Source organism: Aurantimonas sp. Leaf443 (assembly GCF_001425575.1).
Lineage (GTDB): Bacteria > Pseudomonadota > Alphaproteobacteria > Rhizobiales > Rhizobiaceae > Leaf443.
Genome location: NZ_LMRD01000007.1, coordinates 507,229 through 522,316 on the forward strand (window position 1 = coordinate 507,229; position 15,088 = coordinate 522,316).

At 69.5% G+C, this 15,088-nt stretch carries 15 protein-coding genes and 1 tRNA gene; 11 read left to right on the top strand and 5 right to left on the bottom strand.

What is annotated here, in order from left to right:
- The first annotated feature begins 8 nt into the window (after positions 1-8).
- From ASG48_RS10570 to ASG48_RS10580, 3 genes are all read left to right on the top strand, one after another.
- On the top strand, positions 9-1,022 hold the full coding sequence (locus ASG48_RS10570) for an LLM class flavin-dependent oxidoreductase (RefSeq protein ID WP_055849159.1): 1,014 nt from the start codon (positions 9-11) through the stop codon (positions 1,020-1,022).
- Between the two features lie 135 nt (positions 1,023-1,157).
- Positions 1,158-2,351: a hypothetical protein gene (locus ASG48_RS10575; protein WP_055849162.1), complete on the top strand. Its 1,194-nt coding sequence runs from the start codon at positions 1,158-1,160 to the stop codon at positions 2,349-2,351.
- Entirely contained in the window at positions 2,348-2,935 is a 588-nt protein-coding gene (locus ASG48_RS10580; RefSeq protein WP_055849165.1) for a protein-S-isoprenylcysteine O-methyltransferase, read from the top strand. Before ASG48_RS10575 ends, ASG48_RS10580 begins: the two co-directional genes overlap by 4 nt.
- Positions 2,936-2,953: 18 nt before the next feature.
- Here the strand turns inward: ASG48_RS10580 and ASG48_RS10585 are convergent, their stop codons facing one another.
- Positions 2,954-4,228, bottom strand: a complete 1,275-nt coding sequence (locus ASG48_RS10585; RefSeq protein ID WP_244486871.1) for a multidrug effflux MFS transporter — start codon at positions 4,226-4,228, stop codon at positions 2,954-2,956.
- 118 nt (positions 4,229-4,346) lie between these two features.
- The gene (locus tag ASG48_RS10590; protein ID WP_055849170.1) at positions 4,347-4,856 is read right to left on the bottom strand and encodes a MarR family winged helix-turn-helix transcriptional regulator; all 510 of its coding nucleotides are present in this window, start codon (positions 4,854-4,856) and stop codon (positions 4,347-4,349) included.
- 199 nt (positions 4,857-5,055) lie between these two features.
- On the opposite strand from ASG48_RS10590, the gene ASG48_RS10595 reads away from it, so the two are divergent.
- The 3 genes from ASG48_RS10595 (at position 5,056) to aqpZ (ending at position 10,003) form a co-directional block, all read left to right on the top strand.
- A complete protein-coding gene (locus ASG48_RS10595) occupies positions 5,056-7,119 on the top strand; it encodes a M3 family metallopeptidase (RefSeq protein WP_055849172.1) in 2,064 nt (687 codons plus the stop codon).
- A 158-nt stretch (positions 7,120-7,277) separates the two neighbouring features.
- A complete protein-coding gene (gene typA / locus ASG48_RS10600) occupies positions 7,278-9,107 on the top strand; it encodes a translational GTPase TypA (protein ID WP_055849175.1) in 1,830 nt (609 codons plus the stop codon).
- A gap of 158 nt (positions 9,108-9,265) precedes the next feature.
- Positions 9,266-10,003, top strand: coding sequence for an aquaporin Z (gene aqpZ / locus ASG48_RS10605; protein WP_055849178.1), 738 nt, complete (start codon positions 9,266-9,268; stop codon positions 10,001-10,003).
- 102 nt (positions 10,004-10,105) lie between these two features.
- Here aqpZ and ASG48_RS10610 read toward each other — a convergent pair whose 3' ends face one another.
- Positions 10,106-11,323 (bottom strand): aminotransferase class V-fold PLP-dependent enzyme, encoded by a 1,218-nt coding sequence (locus tag ASG48_RS10610; RefSeq protein WP_055849181.1) that lies wholly within the window; start codon positions 11,321-11,323, stop codon positions 10,106-10,108.
- Positions 11,324-11,541: 218 nt separating this feature from the next.
- Here ASG48_RS10610 and ASG48_RS10615 point away from each other — a divergent pair, with 218 nt between their 5' ends.
- The 4 genes from ASG48_RS10615 (at position 11,542) to ASG48_RS17930 (ending at position 13,919) form a co-directional block, all read left to right on the top strand.
- Positions 11,542-11,925, top strand: a complete 384-nt coding sequence (locus ASG48_RS10615) for a PH domain-containing protein (protein WP_055849183.1) — start codon at positions 11,542-11,544, stop codon at positions 11,923-11,925.
- Between the two features lie 208 nt (positions 11,926-12,133).
- The gene (locus ASG48_RS10620) at positions 12,134-12,640 is read left to right on the top strand and encodes a GNAT family N-acetyltransferase (protein WP_055849185.1); all 507 of its coding nucleotides are present in this window, start codon (positions 12,134-12,136) and stop codon (positions 12,638-12,640) included.
- Between the two features lie 241 nt (positions 12,641-12,881).
- Positions 12,882-13,427: an inorganic diphosphatase gene (gene ppa / locus ASG48_RS10625; RefSeq protein ID WP_055849188.1), complete on the top strand. Its 546-nt coding sequence runs from the start codon at positions 12,882-12,884 to the stop codon at positions 13,425-13,427.
- A 342-nt stretch (positions 13,428-13,769) separates the two neighbouring features.
- A complete protein-coding gene (locus tag ASG48_RS17930) occupies positions 13,770-13,919 on the top strand; it encodes a DUF1127 domain-containing protein (RefSeq protein ID WP_082529400.1) in 150 nt (49 codons plus the stop codon).
- Positions 13,920-14,109: 190 nt separating this feature from the next.
- Here ASG48_RS17930 and ASG48_RS10630 read toward each other — a convergent pair whose 3' ends face one another.
- Positions 14,110-14,439 carry a DUF167 family protein gene (locus tag ASG48_RS10630; RefSeq protein WP_055849741.1) on the bottom strand — a complete coding sequence of 110 codons (330 nt, stop codon included), beginning with the start codon at positions 14,437-14,439 and terminating at the stop codon, positions 14,110-14,112.
- Complete coding sequence (locus ASG48_RS10635) at positions 14,436-14,738, bottom strand: YggT family protein (protein ID WP_055849191.1); 303 nt, start codon at positions 14,736-14,738, stop codon at positions 14,436-14,438. The genes ASG48_RS10630 and ASG48_RS10635 overlap by 4 nt, the downstream gene beginning before the upstream one ends.
- Positions 14,739-14,985: 247 nt before the next feature.
- Here ASG48_RS10635 and ASG48_RS10640 point away from each other — a divergent pair.
- Positions 14,986-15,061: transfer RNA gene (locus tag ASG48_RS10640), tRNA-Ala, on the top strand.
- The last annotated feature ends 27 nt before the right edge of the window (positions 15,062-15,088 follow it).

A 15,088-nucleotide genomic window follows, 5' to 3' on the forward strand; every position in this document is an offset into this window, starting at 1 on the left:
CCCGTCCGATGATCCCCTATTCCGTCCTCGACCTCTCGCCCGTGCCCGAAGGCTCCACCGTGCGCGACGCGCTCGTTCGCTCGGGCCAGCTCGCCGCCCATGCCGAGGCGCTCGGCTACCATCGCTTCTGGATGGCCGAGCACCACAACATGACGGGCATCGCGAGCGCGGCGACGGCGGTGGCGCTCGCCCATGTCGGCAGCGTCACCTCCACGATCCGGATCGGCGCCGGCGGCATCATGCTGCCCAACCACGCTCCGCTCGTCATCGCCGAGCAGTTCGGCACGCTGGCCGAGCTGCATCCCGGCCGTGTCGATCTCGGCCTCGGCCGCGCGCCCGGCACCGACATGGCCACGGCCCGCGCCCTGCGGCGCAGCCTCGACAATTCCGACAACTTCCCGCAGGACGTGGTCGAGCTGATGGCCTATTTCGAGCCCGCCGCACCCGACCAGCGCATCCGCGCCGTGCCGGGCGCGGGCACGCGGGTTCCCGTCTTCATCCTCGGCTCCAGCCTCTACGGCGCGCAGCTCGCCGCCCATCTCGGCCTGCCCTACGCCTTCGCCTCGCATTTCGCCCCGGCGGCCCTCGAGGATGCGGCGGCGATCTATCGCGAGACCTTCCGCCCCTCCGCCGGCCTGAAGCGCCCCTACTTCATCCTCGCCGCCAACGTCTTCGCGGCCGAGACCGACGCCGAGGGACGGCGCCTGCGCTCCTCGATGGAGCAGGCCTTCGCCAACCTGCGCACCGGCCGGCCCGGCCCCCTGCCGCGCCCCGTCGACAATATCGACGCGGTGCTCGATCCCGGCCTGAAGGCGATGGTCGACGGCGCGCTCGCCGTCTCGGCGACCGGCAGCCCGCAGACCGTGCGCGCCGAGCTCGAGGCGCTGATCGCCCGCCATCGCCCGGACGAGATCGTGCTCACCGGGCAGATCCACGACCACGCCGCGCGGCTCTCCTCCTTCACCATCGCCGCGCAGGCTCTCGAGGCGATCGGCGCCGCCCGGCCGATCGCCGCCGAATAGCGCGTCGGTCCGCGCCTCTTCTCAAGGCCGGCCTCCTCCTGTAGGGCCTCTTCGCCCGCCCCGCGCCCTTTCGAGAGAGGCGCGGAGCGGCGGGCGGCCGGCCGGGCACCGGCCCGCAGAGGCGAGGCGGCGTGGATGGTCTCGAAGAGGCTCGTCTTCTTCTTTCCCGGATTCGAGCCCTTCCGGGCCACGGGGCACATGGAGCGGTTCCGCCGGGCGGCGGCCCGCACGGCGCAGGCCTACGAGGTGGCGATCGAGGTCGCGCCCGAGACGGCGCCCCCGGCCGGCGAGGAGATGCGCCCGAGCCTCGACATGCGGGCCCATGCGCCGGGATCGTTCGACACGCGGACGACGGTCGTCTTCTGCGACTGGGGCGACGTCATCCTGGACTACGCGGCCCGCCCGGTCGCAACGCGCCTTCTCGACGGCGTCGGCGCCATGCTCGACTTCGTCGTCACCGGCACGCTCTTCCGCTACATGCGCACGAGCTGGCGCTACGCCCTGTTCTTCGCCTTCCCGCTGCTCGCGCTCTTCGGACCGGCGCTCCTGGCGGTGCTTCTCGCGATCCTCGGGCACGCGCTCCTGCCGGGAGGCGTCGGCCTTCTTCTGGGCCTCGGCCTCGGGGCGGCGCTGGCGGCCCTCCTGTGGCGGCTCGCGCTGACGCGGCTGCATCTCCTCACCGCGCTCGACGACTGGGCGCTGGCGCGCGACCTCTGCCGCGGGCGCAACGCCGCGCTGGAGCGGCGCATCGGCGAGCATTGCGACGCGCTCGCCCTGCGGCTTTGCGGAGAGGGCGCGGACGAGATCGTGGTCGCCGCCCATAGTCTCGGCGCCAGCCTTGCCGTGCGCGCCCTCTCGCGGGCGCTGAAGGCGGTGCGCCCGGGGGCGGACCTGCAGATGCTGACCGTCGGCTCGAGCCTGATGAAGACCGCGCTCCATCCCGCCGCGGCGCCCGAGCGCGACTGCGTGCGCCATCTCGTGGAGGAGGTCGCGCTGCCCTGGACGGACTGCCAGGCCCTGTCGGACCCGATCAACTTCTACAAGTCCAACCCGGCGACCTCGCTCGGCATTGCCGGCGGGGCAAGGCCCATCGTGCGCCGCGTGCATTTCAAGCGCCTCGTCTCGGCGCAGACCTATACCCGCATCAAGCGCGATTTCTTTCGCCTGCACCGGCAGTTCGTGCTGGGCGTGGAACGCCGCAATCCCTATTCCTTCCACATGCTGCTTCTCGGACCGAACCCCATCCCGCTCTTTTCGCGCACCGGCACGGTGGACCTCGCCCCGCTTCCCGGCGCGCCCGCCGCCTCGCCCTCCGGGGCGCCGCGATGAGCGCCGCGCTCGCCGGCCAGGGTCTCTGGGTCCTCCTCGTCGTCGGCTGGTACGTCATCCGCTATCCGTTCGAGCGCCGCGCCCGGAAGACGCGGATCGCCCATAGCGGGCGCGACCTGTCCGAGCGGATCCGCATGGCCGTGTCCTTCACCGGGCTCGGCATCCTGCCGGGCCTGTTCGTGGCGAGCGGCCTGCCGCGGCTTGGAACCTACGAGCCCTCCGCGCTCCAGACAGGCGCTGGCGCCCTCGTCGCGGCCCTCGCGCTCTACCTGTTCCGGCGCACCCACAAGGCGCTCGGCCGCATGTGGTCGGTCTCGCTCGACATCCGCGAGAAGCACAAGCTGGTGACGACCGGCATCTACGAGCGGCTGCGCCATCCCATGTACACCGCCTTCTTCGCCATGGCGCTGGCGCAGGCGCTGCTCGTGCCGAGCGCGATCGCCGGGCCGGCCGGGCTCGTCGGCTTCGGCCTGCTCTTCGCCTTCCGGATCGGCCCGGAGGAGCGGATGATGGAGGAGCGCTTCGGCGAGGACTACCGCGCCTACAAGGCCCGCACCGCCCGCATCCTTCCCGGCCTGTTCTGACGATCCGAAGCCGCCGCCTCAGCCGGCCGCGGCCGGTGCCGTCTCGCTCCCGGCCCGCCGTTCGGCGGGCGAAGGCGGCGGCAGGCGCCGATGCACGAGATAGGCACCGATCGAGATCGCCCCGAGGCAGGGAATGACGGTCTGCGTCGCCAGAACAGGCTCGCCGATCGCCGCCGCCGCAAGCCCGCCGAGAAGCCCGGCGCCCATCTGGATGAAGCCCGTCATCGCCGCCGCCGCTCCCGCCATCGTCGGGAAGGGCGCGAGCGCGGCCGTCGTCATCGCCGGCATGACGAGCGCGATGCCGAAGGCGTAGAAGCCGACCGGGACCATGATGGAGGCGTAGGAGACCGGCAGGAGCGCGATCGAGACGACGAGCCCGAGGCTGCCGAGCGCGATGAGGGCAAGGCCCGGCGCCACGAGCGCGCGCGCGCCGACCCGGCGCATGGCCAGCTTGCCGGCGATCGAGCCGAAGAAGAAGGAGCCCGACTGCGCCAGCATGCCGATGCCGAACTGCGTCGGCGTCAGGCCCGCCCGGTCGATGAGGACGAAGGGCAGCATCGTGGCGAGCGCGTAGAGCGTGCCGACGGCGCCGGCCACCGTCAGGCTGGAGGTGACGAAATGGGGATGGGTGAGGAGCGTCGCATAGGCCCGCCCGATCTGGCGCGGGGCGATGCGCGAGCGGTCGGGCACCACGGTCTCGCGCATGACGAGGAGCGTGACGAGGATCACGCCGATGCCGAACACGACCATGGCCACGAAGATCGCGCCCCAGCCGGCGAGATCCAGGACGATCCCCCCGATCGTGGGCGAGACGGCGGGCCCGAGCGCCAGGACGATGCCGATCGTGTTCAGGATGCGCGAGGACTGCTCGCCGGTGAACTGGTCGCGCACGATGGCGCGCGCCGTGGCGAGCCCGATCGAGGCGCCGCAGCCCTGCAGGAGGCGGGCGGCGAGCAGGATCTCGACCGTGGGCGCCACCATCGCGGCGAGCGCGCCGACCATGTAGAGGAGCATGAAGGCGATCGTCGCCGGCCGTCGCCCGAAGGCGTCGGAGACCGGCCCGCAGACGAGCTGCGTGATCGCAAAGCCCGCGAAATAGATCGCGAGCGTCAGCTTCACGATGCCGGGCGTCGTGTCGATGGCGACGACCAGCGCGGGCATGGCCGGGGTGTAGAGCGCCATGGACACCGGCCCGATGGCCACGAGCAGGCCGCCGACGAGGCCGGTGCGGCGCTCCGTCATGATCGGCCCCGTGCGGGCGGTGGGCGGTGCGGCGGTCCCGGATCTCGTCATGCGCAGGCCTTACGACCTCGCCGCAGGATCCGGCAAGGCCGCGCCAAACCCGGTCCGGCGAGGGAACGGGCGCGCAGGGCCCGCGCCTTCCGAAACCGGCGCCGTGCCGGCGCCGGTTCTACCGGGCCGGTTCGGGTGTCGCGACGGACATCGGCATCTCCAGCCCGGGCGTCTCGCCGATATCGGACGGATCCTGCGACAGGTTGGCGCGCATGCGCTGGAGCAGCGTCTCGACCAGCTGGCGCTCGTCGTCGGTGAAACCGTTCGTGATCCGCGCATAGCATTTCGTGATCATCGGGCGCACGCGCATGAACACCGCCTCGGCGGCCTGCGTCGGCTCGATGACCTTGGCGCGGCGATCGCGCGCGTCGACGCTGCGCCGGATGAGGCCGCGGGCCTCCAGCCGGTCGAGATAGGCCGAGAGCGTCATCGGCTCGACGCCCATGCGCTCGGCGAGAACGGCCTGGCGCGAGCCGCTGAACCGGGCGACATAGGCGAGAGCGCGGAGTTCGCCGGAGGTGACCTCCAGCCCGTCTTCCTCGACCATCCGGTCGAAGATCTGTCTGTAGAGGCGGGATGTATCGGTGAGAAGGAAACCGAGTGCATTGCCGGGCACGAGTTGTGGCATGGGGCGACCTTTGGTGACGACGAGACGGGCAACGCGCTTGCGAAAGGCCCCTCTCCGACCCCACCCATCGCCTCCGGCATCGACACCGGAGACAAGGATTGTTGTTTGGGCCTTAATGCGCGAACGTCAATCCCCCCCACGCCGTCAGACGGCTTGTTCGTACAAGACGGACAACAAGTGCAACCACGAGAGTGACCCAATGACGACAGTTCCCGCCGCGATAGAGGCACGCGACGACCGATTCGCCGCTGTCGGCCCCGCCGGTCTTCCCGACTTCGCCGCCTTCGGCGCGCAGGATTTCCCGCCCGCCTTCGCGGCGGCCATGGACGAGCATCTCGCCGAGATCGACGCCATCGCCGACAATCCGCAGGCGGCGACGTTCGAGAACACGATCGAGGCGCTGGAACGGGCGGGCAGCCGGCTCGGGCGCATCGCGCGTCTGTTCTTCGCCATCGCCGGCGCCGAGACGAGCGAGGCGATCCAGGCCGTGGAGCGCGATCTCTCGCCGCTCCTGTCGCGGCACGGCTCGAAGATCTCGATGAATGCGGGCCTCTTCGCCCGCGTCGACGCCGTGGCGAAGGCCGCCGCGGCCGGCGACCTCCCCCATCTGACGGCGGAGGACCGGCGCCTTCTGGAACGCACGCAGACCGGCTTCGTGCGCGGCGGCGCGCGCCTCGTGGGAGCCGACCGCGAGCGTCTGGCCGAGATCAACGCCCGCCTCTCGACCCTCGGGACCGAGTTCGCCCAGAACATCCAGGCCGACGAGCGCGACTTCGTGCTGCCGCTCGCCGAGGCCGACCTCGAGGGGCTTCCCGAGTTCCTGCGCTCCAGCCTCGCGGAGGCGGCCGCCGAGCGCGGGCGCCCGGGCCACGCGCTCACCCTGTCGCGCTCGCTCGTCGTGCCCTTCCTGACGCTGTCGCCGCGCCGGGACCTGCGCGAGAAGGCCTTCGCCGCCTGGATCGCGCGCGGCGAGAACGAGGGCGCGCACGACAATCGCCCCGTCCTGACCGAGATCCTCGCGCTGCGGGCCGAGAAGGCGAAGCTCCTCGGCTACCCGTCCTTCGCCCACTACAAGCTCGACGACACGATGGCCAAGCGCCCCGAGACCGTGCGCGCGCTCCTGACCGACGTGTGGACGCGCGCCCGCGAGCGGGTGCTCGCCGACGCCGAGAAGCTCTCCGCCCTCGCGCAGGCGGCCGGGGACGCGGCGCCCTTCAAGCCCTCCGACTGGCGCTACTACGCGGAGAAGCGGCGGCACGGGGAATTCTCCGTCGACGAGACGGCGCTGAAATCCTACTTCCCGCTGGAGCGCATGATCGAGGCCGCGTTCGACGTGGCCGGCCGCCTCTTCGGCCTGTCCTTCGAGGCGATCCCGGAGGCGCGCGCCTGGCATCCCGACGCCCGCGTCTGGCGCGTGCGCGACGCGCGGGGGCAGGAGACGGGCATCTTCGTCGGCGACTATTTCGCCCGGCCCTCCAAGCGCTCCGGCGCCTGGATGAGCGCGCTGCGCGTGCAGGACGGGCTCGACGGGGGCACGAACCCGATCGTCTACAATGTCTGCAACTTCGCCAAGCCGGCGGGCGAGGCGCCCGCGCTCCTTTCCATCGACGACGCGCGCACGCTGTTCCACGAGTTCGGACACGCGCTGCACGGGCTCCTCTCGAAGGTCAAATGGCCCTCGCTCGCCGGCACGGCGGTCTCGCGCGACTTCGTGGAACTGCCCTCGCAGCTCTACGAGCACTGGCTGATGGTGCCGCAGATCCTGTCGGCGCACGCGCGCCACGTGGAGACCGGCGAGGCGCTGCCGCAGGCGCTGGCCGACAAGCTGAAGGCCGCGCGCAGCTTCGATTCGGGCTTCGACACGGTGGAGTTCACCGCCTCCGCCCTCGTCGACCTCGCCCTGCACGAGACGGGCGAGGCGCCGAAGGACCCGCTGGCGCGCGAGGCGCAGATCCTCTCGGCCCTCGGCATGCCCCGGGAGATCGTGATGCGCCACCGCGCGCCGCATTTCGCCCATATCTTCGCCGGCGACGGCTATTCGGCGGGCTACTATTCCTACCTGTGGTCGGAGGTGCTCGACGCGGACGCCTTCGAGGCCTTCGGCGAGGCAGGCGACCCGTTCGACCGCGCCACCGCCGACCGGCTCCTCACCCATGTCTACGCCGCCGGCGACAGCCGCGACCCGGCCGATCTCTACCGCGCCTTCCGCGGCCGCATGCCGACGCCCGACGCGCTCCTGCGCAAGCGCGGCTTCGCCGCCTGAGACGGCGGGCGGGCCATGCTTTCGCCGGCGGCCTGGCGCGGCCGGCGAATGGCAGGTCTTTCGCAGATGCAAAAAATCTGTTATGAGGTCTTTAAATTTCGCCGGCAGACGACAGTGATGTCCTGACCGGCGTTTTCGTGCTCCAACACCGGTGAAATATGAAGCTCCGCAACATCGCGATCATCGCGCACGTTGACCATGGCAAGACGACGCTTGTCGACAAGCTCCTCGCCCAGTCCGGCTCGTTCCGCGAGAACCAGCGCACCGAAGAGCGTGCGATGGATTCGAACGACCTCGAAAAGGAGCGTGGCATCACGATCCTGGCCAAGGCCACCTCGGTGGAGTGGAAGGACACGCGCATCAACATCGTCGACACGCCCGGCCACGCCGACTTCGGCGGCGAGGTGGAGCGCATCCTGAACATGGTGGACGGCGCGGTCATCCTCGTCGACGCCTCCGAGGGGCCGATGCCCCAGACGAAATTCGTGCTTTCCAAGGCGCTCAAGGTCGGCCTCAAGCCGATCGTGGCGATCAACAAGATCGACCGTCCCGACGAGCGCCACCAGGAAGTCCTGAACGAGATCTTCGACCTCTTCGTCAATCTCGACGCGACCGAGGAGCAGCTCGACTTCCCCGTCCTCTACGGCTCGGGCCGCGGCGGCTGGATGGCCGAGGCGCCCGAGGGCCCGCAGGACAAGGGCCTGGAGCCCCTGTTCGACCTCATCCTGAAGCACGTTCCCGAGCCGGACACGGCCGGCAAGGACGAGCCCTTCAAGATGATCGGCACGATCCTGGAGGCCAATCCCTTCCTCGGCCGCCTCATCACCGGCCGCATCCAGTCGGGCTCGATCAAGCCGAACCAGGCCGTCAAGGTCCTGTCGGGCGACGGCACGCAGCTGGAATCGGGCCGCATCTCGAAGATCCTCGCCTTCCGCGGCCTCGAGCGCACGCCGATCGACTACGCGGAAGCGGGCGACATCGTCGCCATCGCCGGCCTCTCCAAGGGCACGGTCGCCGACACGTTCTGCGATCCCTCCGTCAGCGAGCCGCTCACGGCCCAGCCGATCGATCCGCCGACCGTCACCATGTCCTTCATCGTCAACGACTCGCCGCTCGCCGGCACCGAGGGCGACAAGGTCACGAGCCGCGTCATCCGCGACCGCCTGATGAAGGAGGCCGAGGGCAACGTCGCGCTCAAGATCGAGGAATCCGACGACAAGGACAGCTACTTCGTCTCGGGCCGCGGCGAATTGCAGCTCGCCGTCCTCATCGAGACCATGCGCCGCGAGGGCTTCGAGCTCGGCGTGTCGCGCCCGCGCGTCGTCATGCAGAAGGACGAGGCCACCGGCGAGACGCTGGAGCCCATCGAAGAGGTCGTGATCGACGTCGACGAGGAGCATTCGGGCATCGTCGTGCAGAAGATGAGCGAGCGAAAGGCCGAGATGAAGGAGCTGCGCCCCTCGGGCGGCGGTCGCCAGCGCCTGGTCTTCCACGCCCCGACCCGCGGCCTCATCGGCTACCAGTCCGAGCTTCTCACCGACACGCGCGGCACGGCGATCATGAACCGCCTGTTCCACTCCTACCAGCCGTTCAAGGGACAGCTGGCGGGCCGCACCAACGGCGTGCTCATCTCCAACGAGGCCGGCGAGTCCGTCGCCTACGCCATGTTCAACCTCGAGGATCGCGGGCCGATGGTCATCGATCCGGGCGTCAAGGTCTACGAGGGCATGATCATCGGCATCCACCAGCGCGACAACGACCTCGAGGTCAACGTGCTGAAGGGCAAGAAGCTGACCAACATGCGCGCCTCCGGCAAGGACGAGGCGGTCAAGCTGACCCCGCCGATCCGCATGACGCTCGACCGCGCCCTCTCCTGGATCCAGGACGACGAGCTCGTCGAGGTGACGCCGAAGAATATCCGCCTGCGCAAGCTCTATCTCGACCCGAACGAGCGCAAGCGCTTCGAGAAGAGCCGCAAGGCCGCCTGAGCCGTTCCGGGCTCCGACGAGTCGAAGGCCCGTCCGGCGCAAGCCGGGCGGGCCTTCTCGCATCCAGGCCCCCGTGCCGCCGCGACGGGTTACCCCGTTTCCTCGGCTGGTCCGGACCGCCATACCCGCCTAGCCCTGTCGCTTTGGCGGGGTGGGGCATGAGCGATCTGAAGAAATACGCGGCCGAGGCGATCGGCACCTTCTGGCTGACCTTCGCGGGCTGCGGCTCGGCCGTCATCGCCGCCGGCGTGCCCGATCTCGGCATCGGGTTCCTCGGCGTGTCGCTCGCCTTCGGCTTCACCGTGGTCACCATGGCCTATTCGCTCGGCCATATCTCGGGCTGCCATCTCAACCCCGCCGTCACGATCGGCCTTGCGGCGGGCGACCGCTTCCCGCGCGCGCAGATCCTGCCCTACATCCTGGCGCAGGTGACCGGCGGCATCGTCGCGGCGGTGGTCCTCTACGTCATCGCCAGCGGCGCGCCGGGCTTCGACCTCGCCAAGGGCTTTGCCGCCAACGGCTACGGCGCTCATTCGCCCGGGCAATATTCGCTCCTCTCGGCCTTCGTCGCCGAGTTCGTGCTGACGATGATCTTCCTCTTCGTCATCATGGGCGCCACGCACGGCAAGGCGCCGGCGGGCTTCGCGCCGCTCGCCATCGGGCTGGCGCTGGCGCTGATCCACCTCGTCTCGATCCCGATCACCAACACGTCGGTGAACCCCGCCCGGTCGACGGGCGTCGCGCTCTTCGCGGGGACCTGGGCGATCGGCCAGCTCTGGCTGTTCTGGCTGGCGCCGATCCTCGGCGGGGCCGCGGGCGGGGCGCTCTACAGCTGGCTGAGCGCCGAACCCTCGCAGGACGTCGTCGGCACGGGCGCCGCGCCCGGCCGAAGCTGACACGGCCCTGCGCCGACGAAGAAAGGCCGGATGTCCCTCGGGAGGGAGCATCCGGCCAGGTCGCGCTTCCCGGGAGGTGCCGCGCGGAGCGGGGAGGCAGGCCTATTCGGCGGCGACGGCGAGCGGCGCGCTGCGCGAGGCGGCATCGTTGGCGAGGCGATACCAGCCCTGCGCGGCCGCGACGCCCGCGCCGAGCTCGATGCGCGCGCCGGCGTCCACCAGCGCCATCTCCGCGATGGAGAGCGCCGTCAGGCACATGCCCTCGTTGAGATCGCCGAGATGGCCGATGCGGAAGACGCGGCCGTTCAGCCGCGCGAGACCGGCGCCGAAGGAGGTGCGGTAGCGCTCGTAGGCGATCTTCAGGACGGCGTTCGCATCGACGCCCTCCGGCACGCGGATCGCCGAGACCGTATCGGACTGCCATTGCGGCGCGACGGCCTGGAGATCGAGCCCGAGCGCGGCAACGCCCCGGCGCACGCCTTCGGCGAGCCGGTAATGCCGGGCGAAGACGTTCTCCAGCCCCTCCTCGGCGAGGAGGTCGAGCGCGGCGCGCAGGCCGTGGAAGAAGGTCGTGGGCGGCGTGTAGGGGAAATAGCCCGTGTCGTTCGCCGCGATCATGTCGGCGAAGGAGAAGTAGCAGCGCTCCATCTTCGGCGCGGCCGCCTTGTGCGCCTCGAGCGCCTTCTGCGAGATCGAGAGGAAGGCGACGCCGGCCGGCAGCATGAAGCCCTTCTGCGAGCCGGCGATGGCGCAGTCGACGCCCCATTCGTCCTGGCGGAAATCGATCGAGCCGATCGAGGAGACGCCGTCGACATAGAGCATGGCGGGATGGGCATGGGCATCGAGCAGGCGGCGCACGCCGGCGACGTCCGAGGTCACGCCCGTCGCGGTCTCGTTATGGGTGACGAAGACGGCCTTGATCGCATGGGAGCGATCCTGCGCGATCGCCCGCTCGTAGTCGGCGAGCGGCACGCCGGCGCCCCATTCGACGTCGATGCAGGTGACGTCGAGACCGAGGCGCTCGGCCATCGAGGCCCAGAGGTGGGAGAACTGGCCGAAGCGCGACATCAGCACCTTGTCGCCGCGCGACAGCGTGTTCTGGATCGCCGCCTCCCAGGCACCGGTGCCCGAGGAGGGGAACATGAAGACGCGGCCCGTCGTGTTGCGGAAGACCGCCTTGAGATCGCGGAAGAGCGGCAGGGTGAGGTCCGGAAACTCGGCCGAGCGCTGGTCCTCCATCGGCACGTTCATGGCGCGGCGCACGCGCTCGGGCACGTTGGTGGGGCCGGGAATGAACAGGTGGGTGATGCCGTTCTTCATGCCGCTCTCCCTGAGGCCCGGTCCGCGGATGTCGGCCGGGCTTTTGCGCCACGCTGTCCCGCATGGTCGCCGCGGACGATAGGCCGCGTGGAGCCCCAGGAGAACTTTCAAAAACTGATCGGCCGCTGAGTATTTTTAAGTGGTCCTGCGGGTCCTTGGGTTCGACCGCCCGGCGCCCTACCCTTTTCCCTCCTCACGAACGGGACAGGACAGGTGCCATGGGACTTCTCTCCGGCCTTCTCGGCCTTGCCAGCGACGTCGACCCGCGCGCGCTCCAGGCCGATCTCGCGCCGATCCTCCTGCCCGGCGAGGAGATCGAACTCGCCTTCCAGATCGTGCGCGACCTCGTCGTCTTCACCGACCTGCGGCTCGTCCTCGTCGACAAGCAGGGCATGAGCGGGCGCAAGCGGCAGTACCAGTCGATCCCCTACCGCTCCATCACGATGTTCTCCGTCGAGACCGCCGGCACGTTCGACGCCGATGCCGAGATGGCGCTGTGGATCTCGGGCCAGACGCAGCCCTTCCGCCACGCGATCGGCCGCGGCTCGAACGTCTCGGGGATCCAGAAGGCGCTGGCGCAGGGGGTTCTCGGGTGGCGCTGAGCCTCGGCCGGGGAAAACGCCGGGCAAGCCGCTCTTTCGGGCGGCACGACGATTCCCTTTCGCGCGGCGGCGCGACATAGTGATGCGAAGCGGGCCGCCAGAGCCGCATCCGCAACCGGACCGACCACGCCGCGATCGAACTAGAACCGGCCCTCCGAAATCGGGTCAAGGGCCGGGATCGAAGGATCGAGTTTATAGTTAAGATGCCATGAACACGATCGTCGCCGAAGTCCGGCCAGCAGAATCGAAGGATGCCGCGGCGCTCGCCGCCATCCACGAACTGTCCTGGCGCAGCGCCTATAGCGGTCTCATCCCGCACGGCGCCCTCAACAGAATGCTCGGCCGGCGCGACGCCGGCTGGTGGGACAAGGCCGTGCGCCATCGGGCGGCGGTGGTGGTGATCGAGTTCGACGGCCGCGCCATCGGCTACGCCACGCTCGGCCTCAACCGCACGCCGGCGCTGAAGGTGGAGGGCGAGATCTACGAACTCTACCTCCTGCCCGAATTCCAGGGTGTCGGCTTCGGCCGCCGGATCTTCGAAAGCGCGCGCGACATGCTCGCGCTGCGCGGCCTGAAAGGCCTCGCGGTCTGGACGCTCGCGGAAAACCAGCCTGCCATGCGCTTCTACGAGGGCATGGGCGGCACGGATATCGCGGAAGGCTCTGAGGCCTTCGACGGGCGTGTGATGCGCAAGATCGCCTACGTCTGGCGTTGAGGCATGCGCCCCGCCGGGGCGGGCTGCCGAGACGCCGTGTCGGCTGACGATCCCGGCCGGCAGATGATCGGGCGAAGGCCCATGGAAGCTTCCAGAGGAGAGCTGCCGCCTCTTCTGAGTTAGCTCCGACGACGGCGTTCCTTTTACTTCGTTCGACGGTCGCCTCGGCCGCTTTGTTGCGTGCCGGCGCCGGGCAGGCTAAGCCACGCGCCATCAGGATCGCCCCAACGACAGGACGGCCATGCGCATCGACGCCATTTCCCGCGGCAACAACCCGCCCTACGACGTCAACGTCATTATCGAGGTTCCGGTCGGCGGACACCCGATCAAGTACGAGATGGACAAGGAGGCCGGCTGCCTCGTCGTCGATCGCTTCCTCTACACGCCGATGACCTATCCCGGGAACTACGGCTTCGTGCCGCACACGCTCTCGGACGACGGCGACCCGATCGACGTCCTCGTGTGCAACACGCGCCCGCTCTTCCCCGGCTGCGTCATCAACTGCCGGCCGATCGGCGTCCTCGTGATGGAGGACAACAAGGGCCAGGACGAGAAGATCATCGCCGTCCCCTCGCCCGAGCTGACGCGCCGCTACGAGACGGTGAAGGAATATAACGACCTGCCGGAGATCACGCTTCGCCAGATCGAGCATTTCTTCGAGCACTACAAGGATCTGGAGCCCGGCAAATGGGTGAAGATCGGCGGCTGGGGCGGCTCGACCGAGGCCCACAAGCTCATCCAGGAAGCGGTGGAGCGCGAGACCGCGCACAAGGCGCTGAAGGCCTGACCCTCGGGGCTGCGGCCCAACCCATCCCTGCACGGACGAAGGGCGTCGCGATTCACCGCGGCGCCCTTTCCCGTTGGTCCTTCGGCAAGAGGCGCCGTCGCCCTCGCGCGATCCGGCGCGTCCCTCCAGACCTCTCAAAATGCAGCACTATTTCGAGAGATCGGCAAGGCCGGGACGAGGGGCTCCGACGCTGCCCAGCAGAAGGGCGTAAACATCCGATGAATAGCGAATGCGCATTCCATGCGCATGACGCACAACAGACGTGCAGCAATCTGCACTCCTGTTGAGCAGAAGGACCGCCTATATCCCGGTCACAAGATTTGATCACCTCGGACACGACCCATGCTTCGCAACCTCACCGACCGCTTCCAGAACTACCGCCGCACGCGCCAGAGCATCCGCTATCTCGAGCAACTCGACGACCACTCCCTGGCCGATATCGGCCTCGGCCGTGGCGAGATCCGCCGCGCGGTGCTTTTCGGCCGCCCGTAAGGCGCGGCGCGCCGGCCGGTCCGGCGCATCCCTAACGCAACGAGAAACGCCGCGTCTCCCCTGGAGGCGCGGCGTTTCTCCTTGCGGCGCCTGTTACGGGCTCCAGCGGGACGGGGCGAGCGGCCCACACCCGGCGACGGCCGGATCGGCCGGCACCTCGCGCGCGGCGTCGCCATATCGGACAGGGGGTTCAGCGGGGCTCGATCTCGAGCGCTTCCAGCCTTGCCCGCAGCGCCTCGCCCCCGCCTTCGAGGCGCAACGTCTTCACGCGCGACGTCTGACCGGCGACGATGGCGACACGCGATTTCGGCAGGCCGACCGCCTTGGCGACCAGCAGGACGAGCGCGGCGTTGGCCCGCCCGTCCTCGGGGATCGCCGAGACCCGCGCCAGGAGCTGGGGGCGGCCCTCGGCGTCGGGCGCCACGCCGTCGATCGCGTCCCGCCCGCCCTTCGGCGTCAGGCGGACGGTGACGAGATAGACGCCCTGCGCCTCGCGGAAGAAGCGCGCGTCCCCGCTCAGATGCCGGCCTGATACACGGCCGGGACGACATAGATGAGAATGAGCTGCTGCAGGAAGAAGATGCCGAGCAGCACGACGAGCGGCGAGAGGTCGATGCCGCCGAGATCGGGCAGGAAGCGGCGCACGCGGCGGAAGACCGGCTCGGTCATCTTGAACAGGAACGTGCCGACCGAATCGACGAAGGCGTTGCCGCCGTTGACGATGTTGAAGGCGTAGAGCCAGGAGAGGACCGCCGAGGCGATGATGATCCACCAGTAGATGTTGAGGGCGAGCAGGACGACCTGGATGACGGCGAGCATGGCGGCGGATCGACCCTCCTGGGGCACCCGTCGTCCGGCCGGACGAGAGGGGCGCTCCCGCTGTTTGAACCACGAGACCGCCTCGAAATCGCGATGCGTTTCAAGGGTCGGCGCCGTGACGGTGCCATCGGATGTAGACATGGCGCCCGGCCTTGGCAAGCAAGGGCCGGAGCTTTGGGGCCGCGCTCTCGCTTTGTCGTTGACAGTCCCTCCCCTCCCGACTTAAGAACCGCTCCGCAAGGTGGACGGGGCTGTAGCTCAGCTGGGAGAGCGCGTCGTTCGCAATGACGAGGTCAGGGGTTCGATCCCCCTCAGCTCCACCAACCCCCTTGCTCCGCCGTCCCGCCTGG